This window comes from Actinoplanes sp. CA-131856 (assembly GCF_050956135.1).
Taxonomy (GTDB): Bacteria; Actinomycetota; Actinomycetes; order Mycobacteriales; family Micromonosporaceae; genus Actinoplanes.
The window spans coordinates 10,555,873-10,570,358 of the sequence record NZ_CP191849.1; the positions used below are offsets into that span (position 1 = coordinate 10,555,873).

16 protein-coding genes are annotated in these 14,486 nt (G+C 69.6%); 6 read left to right on the forward strand and 10 right to left on the reverse strand.

Going from position 1 to position 14,486, the window contains the following annotated elements; all coding sequences use genetic code 11:
- Position 1: 1 nt before the first annotated feature.
- A complete protein-coding gene (locus ACQP2X_RS48590) occupies positions 2–910 on the reverse strand; it encodes an oxidoreductase (protein ID WP_498693130.1) in 909 nt (302 codons plus the stop codon).
- A gap of 96 nt (positions 911–1,006) precedes the next feature.
- On the opposite strand from ACQP2X_RS48590, the gene ACQP2X_RS48595 reads away from it, so the two are divergent.
- Positions 1,007–1,567, forward strand: coding sequence for a TetR family transcriptional regulator (locus ACQP2X_RS48595; RefSeq protein ID WP_498693133.1), 561 nt, complete (start codon positions 1,007–1,009; stop codon positions 1,565–1,567).
- Positions 1,568–1,570: 3 nt separating this feature from the next.
- Here ACQP2X_RS48595 and ACQP2X_RS48600 read toward each other — a convergent pair whose 3' ends face one another.
- From ACQP2X_RS48600 to ACQP2X_RS48610, 3 genes are read right to left on the reverse strand one after another with little or no spacing between them, the layout of a single operon-like run.
- A complete protein-coding gene (locus ACQP2X_RS48600) occupies positions 1,571–2,230 on the reverse strand; it encodes a response regulator (protein WP_498693135.1) in 660 nt (219 codons plus the stop codon).
- A complete protein-coding gene (locus ACQP2X_RS48605; RefSeq protein WP_498693136.1) occupies positions 2,227–3,381 on the reverse strand; it encodes a sensor histidine kinase in 1,155 nt (384 codons plus the stop codon). Before ACQP2X_RS48605 ends, ACQP2X_RS48600 begins: the two co-directional genes overlap by 4 nt.
- Positions 3,378–4,208: a CPBP family intramembrane glutamic endopeptidase gene (locus ACQP2X_RS48610; RefSeq protein ID WP_498693138.1), complete on the reverse strand. Its 831-nt coding sequence runs from the start codon at positions 4,206–4,208 to the stop codon at positions 3,378–3,380. Before ACQP2X_RS48610 ends, ACQP2X_RS48605 begins: the two co-directional genes overlap by 4 nt.
- Positions 4,209–4,356: 148 nt before the next feature.
- On the opposite strand from ACQP2X_RS48610, the gene ACQP2X_RS48615 reads away from it, so the two are divergent.
- Entirely contained in the window at positions 4,357–4,689 is a 333-nt protein-coding gene (locus tag ACQP2X_RS48615) for a hypothetical protein (RefSeq protein WP_498693140.1), read from the forward strand.
- Between the two features lie 148 nt (positions 4,690–4,837).
- Positions 4,838–5,233 (forward strand): winged helix-turn-helix transcriptional regulator, encoded by a 396-nt coding sequence (locus ACQP2X_RS48620; protein ID WP_498693141.1) that lies wholly within the window; start codon positions 4,838–4,840, stop codon positions 5,231–5,233.
- Here ACQP2X_RS48620 and ACQP2X_RS48625 read toward each other — a convergent pair.
- Positions 5,230–5,637: a RidA family protein gene (locus ACQP2X_RS48625; protein WP_498693143.1), complete on the reverse strand. Its 408-nt coding sequence runs from the start codon at positions 5,635–5,637 to the stop codon at positions 5,230–5,232. The two genes, ACQP2X_RS48620 and ACQP2X_RS48625, sit on opposite strands and share 4 nt — an antisense overlap.
- A 99-nt stretch (positions 5,638–5,736) precedes the next feature.
- Between ACQP2X_RS48625 and ACQP2X_RS48630 the strand changes: the two genes are divergently transcribed.
- Positions 5,737–6,696: an SDR family NAD(P)-dependent oxidoreductase gene (locus ACQP2X_RS48630; protein ID WP_498693144.1), complete on the forward strand. Its 960-nt coding sequence runs from the start codon at positions 5,737–5,739 to the stop codon at positions 6,694–6,696.
- Here the strand turns inward: ACQP2X_RS48630 and ACQP2X_RS48635 are convergent.
- The 5 genes from ACQP2X_RS48635 to ACQP2X_RS48655 all read right to left on the reverse strand — a co-directional run bounded on the left by ACQP2X_RS48635 (position 6,693) and on the right by ACQP2X_RS48655 (position 11,172).
- Positions 6,693–7,709, reverse strand: a complete 1,017-nt coding sequence (locus tag ACQP2X_RS48635; protein WP_498693147.1) for an ATP-binding protein — start codon at positions 7,707–7,709, stop codon at positions 6,693–6,695. The two genes, ACQP2X_RS48630 and ACQP2X_RS48635, sit on opposite strands and share 4 nt — an antisense overlap.
- Positions 7,710–7,813: 104 nt before the next feature.
- Complete coding sequence (locus ACQP2X_RS48640) at positions 7,814–8,809, reverse strand: MEDS domain-containing protein (RefSeq protein WP_498693150.1); 996 nt, start codon at positions 8,807–8,809, stop codon at positions 7,814–7,816.
- A complete protein-coding gene (locus ACQP2X_RS48645; protein WP_498693153.1) occupies positions 8,806–9,165 on the reverse strand; it encodes an STAS domain-containing protein in 360 nt (119 codons plus the stop codon). Before ACQP2X_RS48645 ends, ACQP2X_RS48640 begins: the two co-directional genes overlap by 4 nt.
- Before the next feature lie 328 nt (positions 9,166–9,493).
- On the reverse strand, positions 9,494–10,129 hold the full coding sequence (locus ACQP2X_RS48650; RefSeq protein ID WP_498693155.1) for a TetR/AcrR family transcriptional regulator: 636 nt from the start codon (positions 10,127–10,129) through the stop codon (positions 9,494–9,496).
- The gene (locus tag ACQP2X_RS48655) at positions 10,126–11,172 is read right to left on the reverse strand and encodes an LLM class flavin-dependent oxidoreductase (RefSeq protein ID WP_498693156.1); all 1,047 of its coding nucleotides are present in this window, start codon (positions 11,170–11,172) and stop codon (positions 10,126–10,128) included. Before ACQP2X_RS48655 ends, ACQP2X_RS48650 begins: the two co-directional genes overlap by 4 nt.
- A gap of 136 nt (positions 11,173–11,308) precedes the next feature.
- Between ACQP2X_RS48655 and ACQP2X_RS48660 the strand changes: the two genes are divergently transcribed.
- Together ACQP2X_RS48660 and ACQP2X_RS48665 are read left to right on the forward strand one after the other, a co-directional pair.
- Complete coding sequence (locus ACQP2X_RS48660; protein ID WP_498693158.1) at positions 11,309–11,863, forward strand: CE1759 family FMN reductase; 555 nt, start codon at positions 11,309–11,311, stop codon at positions 11,861–11,863.
- A 29-nt stretch (positions 11,864–11,892) separates the two neighbouring features.
- Positions 11,893–13,239, forward strand: coding sequence for an NtaA/DmoA family FMN-dependent monooxygenase (locus ACQP2X_RS48665; protein ID WP_498693160.1), 1,347 nt, complete (start codon positions 11,893–11,895; stop codon positions 13,237–13,239).
- The last annotated feature ends 1,247 nt before the right edge of the window (positions 13,240–14,486 follow it).

The following is a 14,486-nucleotide window of genomic DNA, read 5'->3' on the forward strand; positions in this document are numbered from 1 at the left end:
GTCAGACGACGAAACGGGTGCCGGTGAGGCGCTCGCTGTCGCGCCACAGGGCGGCGCCGACGGCCGGGTCGCCGGCACCACGGGGAAGGCGGGCCGGCTTCGGCGGGCCGGAGTCCTGCCGCCGGCCGGCGGGCCCGATGAAGGCGCCGTTCTCGACGGTGGGGCTGGTCGCGGCGTACAGCGAAGGCCAGGCGGCACCCTCGGGCGAACCCATCGCCAGTCGCCCGAGCAGCGGGAGGAGGAGCCGGGTGGCGAGCCCTTGGGAATGCTGCTGGAGGTTGGTCATGGCGGCGCCGGGGTGGACGGCGACGGCGGTCATCGGGGTGCCGGCCAGGCGGCGGGCGAGCTCGACGGTGAACACGATGTTGGCCCGCTTGGATTTCGCGTAGGCGCCCATCGGCCGGTACCTCTGCTCGCTCATCAGGTCGGTCAGCTCCCCGCTGCCCCAGCGGGCGGCGATCGCGCTGACCGTCACCACCCGGGCGGCCGGGGCCGCGCGCAGAGCGGGCATGAGCTGGGCGGTGAGAGCGAAGTGGCCGAGGTGATTGGTGCCGAAGGTCATCTCGAATCCGTCGTCGGTGGTCCGCCGCTCGGCGATGTTCATCACGCCGGCGTTGTTGACGAGCAGATCCAGCGGACCGCTGTCGACGACCCGGGCCGCCGCCGCGCCGATCGATCCGAGATTGCCGAGATCGAGGACGAGGGCGTCGACCGCGGCCGACGGGAGTGCGGCACGGATCGCTTCGGCGGCGGCCGCCAGCTTGCCGGGATCACGACCGGCAAGCACGACGCGGGCACCGTGAGCAGCCAGGACACGGGCGGTCGGCCAGCCGATCCCGCTGTTGCCGCCGGTGATCAGGGCGACCCGCCCGGTTTGATCGCTGATCGATGCGGGGGTCCACGCGACCATCACGCCTCCTAAGTAATGAACATTCATTCAGTACGCCCAAGGTAGCGGCGGCGTGGCCGACTTGTCAAATGAGTGTTCATTAAGAAAACTGGGCGCATGCGAACACGGGATCCCGAAACCAAGCGCCGCCTGCTGCTGGAGGCGGCGCTGGAGGAGTTCGCCGCCTACGGGGTGGCCGGCGCGCGCGTCGACCGGCTGGCCAAGCGGGCCGGCATCAGCGCCGGGCTGGTCTACTCGTTCTACGAGAACAAGGACGGCCTGTTCGACGCGGTCTTCGACCTGATCGTCGAGCAGACCGTCTCGGCCGTCCCCATCGACGCCGACGACCTGGCCGAATACGCCGGCCGCCTCTGCGACGCCGGCCTCGCGCATCCTGACGTGTTGCGCTTCGTGGCCTGGTACCAGCTCGAACGTGGCGAAGCGGCCGCCCGGCGAGCTTCCACCACCGCCGCCATGGCCGAGAAGGTCGCCCTGATCGAGCAGGCCCAGAGCCGGGGCGCCGTCACCGACCGCATCGCCGCGAGCGAGATCCTCGCCCTGGTGCTGACCCTGGCGAACATGTGGCAGCTCCGCGAGCCCGAGTTCCTGGACCTGGTCGAGCCGGACCGCCGCCGCACGGCCGTGGTCGAAGCGGTCCGCCGACTGACTTCCCCCTGACCGTCAGGTGCACAGGCCTTGGCGATAGGCGTAGACGACCGCCTGCACGCGGTCGCGCAGACCCAGCTTGGCCAGGATGCGTGATACGTACGTCTTGACGGTCTCCTGGCTGATCACGAGCGTCGCGGCGATCTCGCTGTTGGACAGGCCGTTCGCGATCAGGCGCAGCACCTCCAGCTCGCGCGGGGTCAGCGCCGGGTCGGCAGTGGCGTCGTCAGCGGGCCGGATGCGCGCCGCGTACCGGCCGACGAGCTGCCGGGTGACCTCGGGCGCCAGCAGCGCGGCGCCGGTGGCCACCGTGCGGATGCCCTGCAGGAGCTGATCGGGCGGGGCGTCCTTCAGCAGGAAGCCGCTCGCCCCCGCGCGCAGCGCCTCGTACACGTACTCGTCGAGGTTGAACGTGGTGACGACGAGGACCTTGACGGGGTCGGCCACGCCGACGCCCGCGAGCAGCCGGGTGGCCTCGATGCCGTCGAGCACGGGCATCCGCACGTCCATCACGACGACGTCGGGCCGTAGCCGGGCGGTCAGGTCGACGGCGGCGCGACCGTTGGCGCACTCGCCGACCACCTCCAGGTCGGGCTGGGCGTCGATGATCGTCGTGAAGCCCATCCGGATCAGCGCCTGGTCGTCGCAGACCAGCACCCGGATCGGGGCCGTCACGTCGGGCTCCCGGCGGGGATACGGGCCCGCACGACGAACCCGCCGTCCGCGCCGCGGCCCGCGCTGAACTCGCCGCCGAGCACCCCGACGCGCTCGCGCAGCCCGTCCAGGCCACGGCCGCTCCCGCCCGGTGACGTGTGCCGTGATCCCGCGTCCTCGGTGCTGACCTCCACCGTCGTCTCTCCCGGCGCGTGCAGCACCTGAACGACGGTGCGGCTGCCGTGGGCGTACTTGAGGGCGTTCGTCAGTGCCTCCTGCACGACCCGGTACACCGCGACCTTGGTGCTGCCGGCCGTCTCCGGGGACGCGCCGTCCTCGGTGAACTCGACGGGCTGCCCGGCCTGCCGGGTCTGCTCCACCAGGGCGCGCAGTTCCCCGACGGACGGGGTGCGCGGCTCGGCGCCGTGCTCCGGGTTCAGCAGGTCGAGCAGGTTGCGCAGGTCGGAGACGGCGCGGCGACCGGTGCCGGTGATCGCGTCCAGGGTCTGCTCGAGGCGTTCCGGGCGGGCGGTCAGATAGCGGGCCGCCTCGGCCTGCACCACCATGGCCGTCACGTGGTGGGTGACCACATCGTGCAGTTCCCGGGCGATGCGGCTGCGCTCGGCCACGCGGCTCGCCTCGGCCACGGCCCGGCGGCGTTCCGCCTCGGCGGCGCGGGCGGTCCGCAAGTTGGCGCCGAACCACCACAACGCCACCACCCCCGCGTAGAAGGTGGCGAAGCCGGCCGGGCTCTCGGCCGCGCCGTTCCTGGAGAGCGCCACGGTCAGCGGCAGGTACGCGACGGTGGCCAGCACGACGGTGGCGCGCCGGTGGCGCCGCAGGTGGGCGCCCGCGCTGAACACGGCGATGGCGAGCGCGGTGGCGGCGAGGGTGTGATAGCCGCGGAGCTGGTCGGCGGCGAACCCGAGCGACACCAGCGCCAGGGCGACGGCGGGCCGGCGACGGCGGATGACCAGCGGCAGGCACTCCACGGCGACGACGGCGATCGCGAACGCGTCCATCGGCCGGGTGGGCACGTCGCCGACCTGGGTGCCGTGGCTGTTCACCTCGGGCGCCAGCGAGACGATGGCCAGCACCAGCGCCAGGGGGAGGTCGCGGACCGGGACGGGAAGCCCGCGCCACCGCTCCACGACCCGGGCGACATCGATCACCGGGCAACCGTAACGTCCGCGGTGACGCCGGCGATCCGGCCGCCCGGCCGGACGACGTGACCGCGACGGTGGGCCACGATGAGGAAGACGAGGGTCAGCAGGGTGCCCGCGCCGACCGCCGCCACACCGCCCTCGGGGCCGAACGCGCCGCCGGTGAACAGCTCCGGACCGGTGACCGTGACGTCGAGCAGGCCCTGGCCGAGGCCGTTCCCGGACGACGTGAGGCCGAAGATGCCGGCGAGCAGGAAGTTCCAGGCGAAGTGCAAACCGATCGGCACCCACAGGTTGCGGAAGGCAGCGAAGCAGGCGGCCAGCATGAACCCGGCTTCGACGGCGATGGCGAGCGCTCCCCACAGGGTGGCGTCCTCGTTGAACAGGTGCATCGCGCCGAACGCCACACCGGTCAGAATCAGCGACGGGTAGGTGCCGATCCGCTCCTCGACGATCCGGAACAGCACGCCCCGGAACAGCACCTCCTCGGTCACGGCGGCGGCCACCATGAACCCGAGGATGCCGAACGTGTTCGACATCGAGCCGATGCCGACGACATGCAAGCCGCCATTGAAGGCCAGGTTGACCGCGACCGACGCGAACATCGCGGCGCCGATCAGCGCCCCCACGGCGAACCGCGATCCGCCGCCGGCCAGCTCGGTGACATCGCGATGCTCGGTACGCCGTACCACCCAGCGGTAGGTGAGGATGACCAGGACCGCCGACATCAGGCCGGCCGCCAGGGTCAGCCACGGGTTGTCCCGCAGCGCGGCGGTCGCCTGACCACCCACCGCCATGACCACCAGCACGGCCAGGAACTGCTTCACGAAACGCATGACGACTCCCTCACCAGACCCGCGGCCGGGCACCGCGCCGGGAGAAACGCTAGGGATCAGCGGCCCGGAGATCGTCACCCCGCGGTGGACACCTGTGGGTAGCTCGCTCGAGGGACAAGGACTTGTCCGCGCGGAATAAGGTCGGCGCGTGAAGATCGGGATACGCGATCACCTACGGGGCGCGCGGCGCTGGCTGATGATCGCCGGGGCCCTGATCGTCGTGGCGTTGCTGGCGGCTCCGGTCACGGCCGCGGAACCCGGCGGCGACCACCCGAACGACATGAACTGCGGCAACATCTTCTGGTTGACCCCGCCGAAACCGGACCGCGCCGACCCTGACTACGACTTCTACCGCGAGAAGATGGACCGGGGCTGCCGGGAGGCCCGCGTCACCAGGGGCGCCATAGCGGTCACGATCGGCGTGATCACGCTAGTCGGCGTGGGCATGCTCGCTCCTGTCCCCCGTGCGAGCGACAGCTGAGTGTCCACTGTGTGGTGACGTTTTCTCTCACCGATCTTTCTAGCGTCTTCGGCATGAAGAAATCACTTGTGGCCGTCATGCTCAACGTGAGAAGCCCGCTGCCCCGATACTCTCTGATAGTTGGTCAGGAACCGAGGGAGAGTCGCGGATGGGAACCCGGCGAGAGATCAGCGCGCTGCCACCGGAAGCCGATCTGGCCCGCGCGGACTCGCTGGCGCGTGAGATCTTCTCGGATGTCGCCAACAAGTGGGCTTTTCTGATCATCGAGTTCCTGGGCCAGGACACCCTGCGCTTCGGTGAGTTGCGCGACGAGATCGGCGGCATCAGCCACAAGATGCTCACCCAGAACCTGCGCAAGCTGGAACGCAACGGGCTGGTGGAGCGAACCGTTCACCCCACCATCCCGCCGCGCGTCGAATACACCCTCACCGAGGCCGGCGAAGGGTTGCGTCAGGTGGTCGACGGGATGTGCGGCTGGACCCAGCGGCATCTCGGTCACATCGAGGCGTCCCGCCGCCGGTTCCGCGACCCGGCCGCGGGTTAGTCCAGCACGGCAACAGCTTCCAGCTCCACGAGGTGCTCCGGCACGTCGAGCGCCACGATGCCGAACAGCGACGCCGGCGCCGCCGGGGTGACGCCCAGCTTTGCCGCCGCGCGGCCGATCCCGTCCAGCACCAGCGGCATCTGCTCGGGCTTCCAGTCGACGACGTGCATGGTCAGCTTCACCACGTCGGCGAAGGTCGCGCCGACGCCGGCCAGAGCGGTTCCCACGTTCAGATAGCACTGCTCGACCTGGGCGGCGAGGTCGCCGTCGCCCACCGTCACGCCCTGCTCGTCCCAGGCGACCTGGCCCGCGACGTGGATGAGCTTCGACCCGGTGGCCACCGACACCTGTCGGTAGATCGGGATCTCGGGCAGCCCGCTCGGGTTCACCAGGGTTACGACCATGCCTCTTACCTCCACGCTCTCTTTCGGTTACTGGAACACCGTAAGAGACCGGCATTGATCGAGGAAGAACGCACTTTTTCGTGACCAGGTCACCAAAAGGTGACCGAGCCACTCACGCATGAGGAGAACACCATGCACACGCTGGTCATGACCGGCGCATCCCGGGGAATCGGACGCTTCGCCGCGGCCGCCCTGCTGCACGACGACCCGGACCTCCGGCTCGTCATCCTCGCCCGTGAATCCACCAGCGCCGAGGCGGTGCGCGAGCTGCGGGCCGACGACCGGGTCACGGTCGTGAACACCGAGTTGGCGAGTATCGACAGTGTCGAGTCGGCCGGCCGCTCCGTGGGTGCTCTGCTCGACGCGGGAGAACTGCCACCGCTGCGAGGGTTCGCCGGCAACGCGGGCGTCCAGTTCACCGATGCCCTGCACACCACACCGGACGGTCTCGAGACCACGTTCGCCGTGAACGTGCTCGCCAACCATCTGCTGCTGCGCGCACTCGAATCCCGGCTCGCCGGCCCGGCCCGGATCGTGATCACGAACAGCGGCACACACTTCGGGGATCTCCGGCACACGTACGGCCTGACCCCGGCCCCCCGCTGGGCCGACCCGAGCATCCTGGCCCAGCCGGGAGCGTTCCCGTCACCGGCGACCACCGCGGCCGGGTACGCCGCATACGCGACGAGCAGGCTGGCGGCGATGTACCTGGTGCACGAGTGGGCAAGGCGCCTGCCCCACGGCGTGGACATCGTCGCGCACAGCCCCGGCCTGGTCCCCGCCACCGGGCACGGCCGGCACGCCAAGCCTTTCGCCCGCTTCCTCAACGACCGGGTCCTGCCGTTGCTCACAGTGACGCCCGTCATCGACAACGCCGCCGCGGCCGGACGCCGTCTAGCCGCCACAGTCACCGGGCGTACGGTCGCCCCATCCGGCTCGTACGTCGACCGCAGCCGAGTGACACCCTCGTCGAACGAGTCCTACGACGTCGAGCGCGAGCGCGCTCTGTGGGACTACCTCGAAGCGGTACGTCTGCGCAACGTTCCGGACCGGGCCTAGCGCCAGGACGCCATCCGCACGCGGCGGGCGACGAGTTCGGCGTTGTTTTGTGCGTTTTTAGCGCGGGTTTGTGCGGTTTCGGCGCGGGCGACCGCGCCGGCGTGGTGCCGGTTGCGGTCGGTGGAGATGGCTGTGGCGGCTCGTACGGTGAAGATGCCCTTTTCACGCCACATGTCGATGTCGTCGCAGAGTTGGCGGGCCAGCCACAGCCCGGTGCCGGATCGGCCGGAGCCCGGCGTTGGCAGGTAGCCGGCCATCGGGTCCGGCCGGCCGGGTCCGTGGTCGGTGACGCGGCATTCGACAGAGTCGCCGGTGATCCACAGGCGGAGATCCAGGGGCGGGGCGCCGTGCAGGTGGCCGTTGGTGACGAGTTCGTTGACGGCGGCGACGAAATCGGTGCGGATGAGTGTCGGTAGCCCGGCCAGGTGTGTGGTGAGGTCGTGGCGGATGGCGCCAAGGTCCTTGATGCTGGTGGAGCCGGCGATGCGCAGCGTTGGCGGGGCCCCCGGTGGGGGCGGCGGGGCCGGGGCGAGTGTGCGCAGCGTCGCGACGGGGTCGGTGTAGTCCGGGCTGGGTTGTCGTCCGTGTGGGGTGAGCAGTTCGCGGTGTGTGCGGATCAGGTTGGTGAGCAGCGCCTCCGGGCTGGCGGCGGGGTAGGCGCAGATGAGGTGGACGTTTTCGCCGAGCCCGGCGAGGTCGCAGGCCGCTTCGGCTGTCGCGGCCCGGGCCTCGCTCTGCTCGGTGCTGCCGGTTTGTGGTTCGGCGATGATCGTCACCTCGGTGCCGGACTGGCGGCCGAGACGGCGGTAGAGGGCGAGGGCCGCGACTGGCCGGGTGTGGATGTCGGGTTGCTCGGCGCGCTGAACGGGCCGGCCGTGAAGCGCCCTGTCGATGGCATCCCGGTTCTGCGGGCGGCAGGCCACGATGACGCGGCCGTCGAACGGGGCCGTGCGGGACAACCGGTCGGACAGGTCGTCGATGTCGTGGTAGAGCAGGAGCACGTGGTTGGTCATGGCCGGCTCCCGGACGCGGCCGTTGTCGTCACGCAGCGGATGGACGTGCGGCGAGCGTCCGGGCTGAGATTGTCCGCCGTCACTGTTGCCACCTCCCGGTGCCGTCAGGAGCCCGGGTCGCGGTGGGTCAGAGCGTACGGGAAATACATCCGCACGGCGGTGTTGCCGGGTGGTGTGGTCTGGGTGAGCATGATGTCGGCGAACTGCCGGGCGATCCACAGTCCGACCCCGGTCGCGGACTGGGAGGGCGGACGGTAGCCGGCGTCCGGGGGAATGGCGCGGCCACCGCAGTCGTCGACCTGGACCACGAGGATGGTCCCGTGCCGCCAGCCACGGAGCCGCACGGGCGGCGTGCCGTGCTGTAGGCCGTTGGTGACGACCTCGTTGGTGGCGGCGACGACCTGGGCGAGCGCCGTGGGGGCGAATCCGTGCCCGGTGGCCCAGGCGGTGACCGCGTCCCGGCCGGAACCGATGTCGGACATCGCCGACAGGGTCACGTCGATCTCGGTGACGTCCGGTGCGGCCGGCATCGTGACGTCGGCGCGTCCGGCCAGGTAGGCGTACGACGGTACGAAGGTGTTGTTGTGTTGTTTGCCGCGGTCGGTCAGCTCGTGGTCGTGGATGGCGCGGACGTTCTCGATGACGAGGGTGGGGTGGCGGCGGCTGTCCCACAGGCAGGTGACCGGGCATCCGTACTCGGCGTAGGCCTCGTTGCAGATCGACTCGTACGACAGATAGGCGGCGACCCGGTCGACGGGGGCGTCGAGGTCGGTCGGGATGTCGGGTTCGGCGATCACGTGCACGCTGCGGCCCTGCTCGTGCTGCTGGTGCAGGAAGCGGCGGAACGCCTCGTAGGCGAACCCGAGCCGCTGGTAGAACGCTCCGGCCACGCCCCAGGTCAGCGCGTCGGCATCAGCACCGAGCAGGCGGCGCAGGGTCCGTTCGGTGGTGGGGCTGACCACGATCAACGCGGGCGAGCCGTCGCCGGCGTGGCGGCGCAGGACCGGCACGAGAAGCCGGTCGAGGGTGTCGTCGGAGTCGATGATCAGAGCGGTGTGTTCGAATCCGCCCCGGGTCGGCCGTCCGGCGGCCGCGGTCACGACCGGCTCCCGTCGGGTTCGGCCTCCGGAGCACGGTCGAGGACCAGCCCGGGCAGCTCGGTCGTCTCACACAGATCGAGAATCAGCCAGACGGGGACGGAGCAGGTCACCCGTACGATGGCGTCCGCGCTGCGTGCGGCCGCCGCGACGGCTTCGAGCAGGTGCAGCCCGGCCGCGCTGAAGAACGTCACCTCGCTGAAGTCGACCAGGGTGACGGCGGCGGTGGTGATGGCCGCGCCCAGCCGGTCGGTGACCGTCGTGGCGTTGGCCTGATCAATGGCGCCCGACACGACGACCTCGTTGTCGGTCCAGGCCAGCGCGCAGCCGTCGAGCGTCTCCGAGCGTCTGACATGCATAGGACCACCAGCAGAAAACCTCGGGGGTACGTGCGCCGACCACCCCAGTCTGCCACCGCAAGGGCATGCCGCAACCGCCCGGTCGACCGTTCACTTCGATGACGTCGAGCGGTCAGCCGGATGCTGGAGACTGGCGCGCCGACCCCGCAGATCATCCCCATGAACGGGGCATCCGGCGGGGCGGTCGATCTGCTCGCTGTTCATAGATTCTCCACCCCATCACTCGATGTGATCCGCACGGTTGAGCAAGACGGCACATGCCCATCGCTGAACACGAGGTTCTCGTCGCCGGTGTGGAGCGCGTGAAGGCGGCGGGTCCGGGTGGTGGTTACGGGGCGGGTAGGCGGCTTTCCAGTAGTGGGAGTACGGCCTCGTCGACGATGCGTTCGAAGTCGCCATGCTCCAACGGGCGGCCTGTGACGTGTGGCAGGCCCATCATGAGGCCGATCACTGCCGCGAGGTGGATGTCCGCACCGGGCCAGGACAGTCCGGCCGTGGCATCACCACCCCGACTGCCGTGGACGGCTGCCGCCATGACCTCGGCGATGGCGTCGATGACGCGGCGCCGGAACGCCTCGACCAGCTCGGGGTGACTTTGCGCGGCGCTGAGCAGCCCGTTGACGATGCGCAGACGTCGGGCGTCCAGGCAGCCGGAGGCGCCGATGATGCCTTCGATGAGATCCTCGCGAAGGTGGCCCGTCTGGGTATGCGGCGTTACCGGGAATTGAAGAGTGTCCACGGCGTCGGCCAGCAGATCGGACATGTTGCCCCAGCGCCGGTAGACCGTGGATTTGGCGACGCCGGCGTGGGCCGCTACCGCCTCCATGCTGATCGCGCCGGGGCCCTGTTCGCTGAGCAGGTCGAGAACCGCCTCGAGGATCCGGTGGTCGCGCTCGCTGTCGCGCGGTTTGCCGATCGGCACCGCTGGGCGCTGGCGTACGTGGGCGGAGGGCTCGGCGGTCATCGCATCGAGGGTAGCGATGAGGACGCCGAAGTCAGCGCGGGGATGGCCGCCGGCTGTACGCCGAAGGCCTCGGCGATCAGTTCGAGACTGCGGATGTGGTCGTCGTGGCCGTGCACGTTGGCAGTGATCATGAGCTCGTCGGCCCCGGTGTCGTTGATCAGCATGTCGAGCTGGCGGTGAACGTCCGCCTGATCTCCGACGACCTGGCGAGTTCTGACGTTGTCGGCGATGGCGCGGTCTTGGCTGCTCCACCGGTGCTGCGCGGCGGCCTCGGGGTTTGGCACCGGGCCGCCTGCGCCGTGGGCGAGGCGCACCGAGGCCAGTTGCTGGGCGCCGGCGAGCCATTCGGCGCGATCGCTGGTGTCGGCCGCGAGTGCGGACACGGCAAGGATCGCGTAGGGCCGATCGAGGGCGCCCGGCGTGAAGTGCTCGCGGTAGGCGCGCAGGGCCGGCACGGCCAGCGCCGGTGAGAAGTGCCCGGCAAAGGCGAAGCCGTCACCACGGGCTGCGGCGAGCCGAGCGCTGGCCATGCTGGAGCCGAGCAGGAAGATCGGCGGGCGTGACGTTCCACGGGGCAGTGCCGCCAGGAACGGGTGGGGTCCCGTTGTGGTGCCGTCGAGGTAGGCGTCGAGTTCGGCGAGCTGGTCGGGGTAAGGCGTGGCGTCGGAGCGGCGCAGGGCGAAGGCCGCCGCCTGATCGGTGCCCGGGGCGCGACCGACGCCCAGGTCGATGCGCCCGGGGTGGAACGCCTCCAGAGTCAGGTAGCGCTCGGCCACTTGCAGGGGCGAGTGGTTGGGCAGCATCACGCCGCCGGCACCTACCCGCAGGCGCGTGGTGGTGTCCGCGATGCGTAGCGCGATCAGGTCCGGGGCCGAGGACGCGACGGTGGGCATGTTGTGGTGCTCGGCGGTCCAGAAGCGTGTGTAGCCCAGTTGTTCGGCGCGCTGGGCCAAGACGACGGAGCGGTTGACGGCCTCGGCCTCAGTGGACCCTTCGGTAACCGTGGCGAGGTCAAGGACGGAGAGAACGACGTTCTCGGACATGGATCCACCTCCAGCGGCGGCAACTGTGAATCGCTTAACGAAACGCCACCGTAGCGATACGCTTGCGTTTCGATACGGTACCGTAGCACGGAGCGGTAAGGGCTCCGGATGCGAAAAGGAGAGATCGATGAAGCAGATGCATCTGGTGTCGTTGTCCGCGGGCCTGCGGATCCCGTCATCGACGCGCAAGCTCGCCGACCGGCTGACCGAGGCGACCATCGCCGCTGCCGCCGCCCGGGGCGCTGAGGCGCAGGCGCGGCACGTGGAACTGCGCCACTTGGCCCACGACATCACCGACGCCCTGCTCGGCCAGACCCCTTCGCCGGCGCTGACGCAGGCTCTCGACACCGTGCGGGCCGCCGACGCGCTCATCGCGACCACACCGGTCTATACCGCCTCCTACAGCGGCCTGTTCAAATCCTTCGTCGATCTACTTGGCGTCGGTGCTCTCGCCGACGTGCCCGTTCTGATGGCCGCCACCGGTGGTTCCCCGCGCCATCAGATGGTCCTCGAGCACGCCATGCGCCCGTTGTTCGCCTTCCTGCGCGCCGACACGATCGCGGCTGCTGTCTTCGCCGCCCCTTCCGACTGGACCGACGCCGATGGTCGGCCGCTCGCGGCGCGCATCGACCAGGCCGGCGCGGATCTCGCCGCCAAGCTCGCGCGCCGCGCTTCAGTTCTCTCTGTCTGACCCCTGACCGGAATCCCGAGGAACCCGACATGACGAACGACACGACCTCCGCACCGCACCGGCGCCAGATGCTGATCGGCGCTCAACTCGCCAACTACGGCAGCTTCCGGTCGGCATGGCGGTGGCCCGCCGCGAACCCCCGCGACTATCTGGGCCTGGACGCGATGCTCGACGCCGCCCGCTGGGCCGAGCGCGGAGCCCTGCAGGTCCTCTTCCTGGCCGACCACCCCGCCATGCGCGAGGACCTGACCAACTCCGTACCCTCGGCGAGCATCGACCCCATCGTGGTCGTGACCCACCTGATCGCCAACACCTCGCGGATCGGGGTGGCCCTGACCCAGTCGACGACATTCAACTTCCCGTACACCGTGGCGCGGCAACTCAAAGCCCTCGACGTGCTCAGCGGCGGGCGCATCGGCTGGAACGCGGTCACCGCCAACGACCCCACCATCGCGGCCAACTACGGCACCGGCATCGCCGACCGTGAGCAGCGTTACGCCCGGGCGCACGAGTTCATCCAACTCGTCCAGGCGCTGTGGGGCAGCTTCGGCGAGAACGCCCTGCTGATGGACGTCGAAGCCGGCGTGTTCGCCGATGGCTCCCAGATCCAGCCGATCAACCTCGGCGGGCAGTACGTCGCCTCACGGGGCCCGTTGCCGATTCCCGCCTCCGCGCAGGGCCAGCCCATTCTGTTCCAGGCCGGCGGTGGCACCGAAGCCCTGCAACTGGCCGGCCACTACGCCTCGGGCGTGTACTCGATGGCCACCGACGTACGCACCGGCCGCGCCCACCGGGCCAACCTGGACGAGGCCGCCAGGGCCGCCGGCCGCGAGCCGACCGAGATCAACATGTTCATGGGCCTGTTCACCACCATCGCCGACACCGAGCAGCAGGCCCTCGACCGGCGACACCAGCTGATGGACCTCATGGCGGACACCGTGCCGGGCAAACTCCAGCACCTCGCCGCGATCGCCGGCACCCGGATCACTCTGGACCAGGCCCACACCCCGCTACCCGAACGGCAACGCGCTTCGCTGCGTTCGGCACCGGGCCAGATGCACTCCGAACGGGCGGTGCGGCTCCTGCAGGAAGGCAAGACGCCCTACGAGACGCTGCTATACGGGGTGCTCGACTTCCACACCACTCTGCTCGGCTCCCCGGAACAGATCGCCGACCAGATGGAAGAGCTCTTCACCCAAGGCGCGGCCGACGGCTTCCTCATCGTGCCGGACGTCCAAGCCGACGGCCTGCCCGACTTCGTCGAAAAAGTCGTCCCGATCCTGCAAGACCGCGGCCTGTTCCACAAAGACTATGAAGGCACCACCCTGCGCGACCACTTCGGCGTCGCCCGCCAGTACGGCCGCCGCAACGCATGAGGTCCTAGCCGAATCGCGTTCGGCACGTAGCGGCCCGGGCCGACGGGCGTCGTCGTCAGACCGTCCCAGCACGCCTCGGCGTCACGTGGTCAGAGACTGGCGGATGGCGACGCGGTGGGCCTGCGCCCACTGTTCGCGGTCTGCAGGTGCATGCCGAATACCGCCGCGTGTGCGGGCGTGGCGAGGTAGTTGTCATCGGTGCTCCGCGCCGAACCTCTACGGCATGGCGGTGATTGCCGAGATCGCCGAGATCACCCACGCCAAGGCATCGCCCTGGACAAGCACACCGTAGCGATCCTGCTCGAGCACCGGGACCGTCGGCACGCCGCGAACATGGCCTGGGCCGACTCCGGGTATGCGTTCACCCGCAAGGGCGGTCTACCGATCAACCCGAGCTACGCCATCACGAACACCGCGGCCGATAACCCCGATCAGAAGAGCCGCCGCCGCAGGTCACGAGGCCACAAACACCCACACGGTCACGGAAAGTAGTGACACTCATGTGCACCCGTCGTCCACAGAGGCTGGACAGCAAGAAGGGCCTGACCCGCGTTTTCGCAGTTCAGACCCATCCCAATCTTGTGCGCCCGAAGGGACTCGAACCCCTAACCTTCTGATCCGTAGTCAGACGACTAGTAGTCATAAGTACACTGCGTGACTGGTCTGTTCGAGGTTGGTCCGAAGGCGTTTCCGTATTTCAGAGGGCTTCTGAGTTTGCGCAGGTCCCGGCCGAGTGCTCCTCGGAGGCGCCGGCCTCGCCTTGGGTCTTGATTCGGCCGTGCTGGTTTAGCCGCGCCCGTACTGAAACGGTCGCCGACATCCGATCACCCACCGATCACCGCGCCCGTCAATCACGCTGCGTGAGGGTGGACGTAATAGTGCAGGTCAAGGCGAAGTGCGCGGACCAGTGTGACCGACAGCTATCGCTGTAACAACCGCAGAGGTGGCAGGCGATCGCCGGGCGGATCACCATCGTTGGCTGCCGTCAGCCGGAGAGGATCTTGCTGGTTCGCAGCGCGGGTCGGAGGGCCCCTTGTTCGCGAAAGGCGGTCGAAGGCCACCGCTGCCGTAGCGGTGCCGGGCGAGTAGCCGACCGCCGCGTTGTCGGCCTGGTTGTGTTGCTCGTCCGGGCCGGTGCGCGAACGATGGCGTGACTACGTGCGATGGTTAAGTGCGAGGTGGGGATGGGTGCCACCGCGGTGCCTGTGACTCAGGCCAAGAGCGTCTGAGTCGTATCTGCTCGGAGC

Bases quoted from the DNA above. Each gene is read 5' to 3' on its own strand.
- ACQP2X_RS48590 (WP_498693130.1), bottom strand. From the start codon at position 910: ATGGTCGCGTGGACCCCCGCATCGATCAGCGATCAAACCGGGCGGGTC.
- ACQP2X_RS48595 (WP_498693133.1), top strand. From the start codon at position 1,007: ATGCGAACACGGGATCCCGAAACCAAGCGCCGCCTGCTGCTGGAGGCG.
- ACQP2X_RS48610 (WP_498693138.1), bottom strand. From the start codon at position 4,208: ATGCGTTTCGTGAAGCAGTTCCTGGCCGTGCTGGTGGTCATGGCGGTG.
- ACQP2X_RS48620 (WP_498693141.1), top strand. From the start codon at position 4,838: ATGGGAACCCGGCGAGAGATCAGCGCGCTGCCACCGGAAGCCGATCTG.
- ACQP2X_RS48625 (WP_498693143.1), bottom strand. From the start codon at position 5,637: ATGGTCGTAACCCTGGTGAACCCGAGCGGGCTGCCCGAGATCCCGATC.
- ACQP2X_RS48635 (WP_498693147.1), bottom strand. From the start codon at position 7,709: ATGACCAACCACGTGCTCCTGCTCTACCACGACATCGACGACCTGTCC.
- ACQP2X_RS48645 (WP_498693153.1), bottom strand. From the start codon at position 9,165: ATGCATGTCAGACGCTCGGAGACGCTCGACGGCTGCGCGCTGGCCTGG.
- ACQP2X_RS48650 (WP_498693155.1), bottom strand. From the start codon at position 10,129: ATGACCGCCGAGCCCTCCGCCCACGTACGCCAGCGCCCAGCGGTGCCG.
- ACQP2X_RS48655 (WP_498693156.1), bottom strand. From the start codon at position 11,172: ATGTCCGAGAACGTCGTTCTCTCCGTCCTTGACCTCGCCACGGTTACC.
- ACQP2X_RS48660 (WP_498693158.1), top strand. From the start codon at position 11,309: ATGCATCTGGTGTCGTTGTCCGCGGGCCTGCGGATCCCGTCATCGACG.
- ACQP2X_RS48665 (WP_498693160.1), top strand. From the start codon at position 11,893: ATGACGAACGACACGACCTCCGCACCGCACCGGCGCCAGATGCTGATC.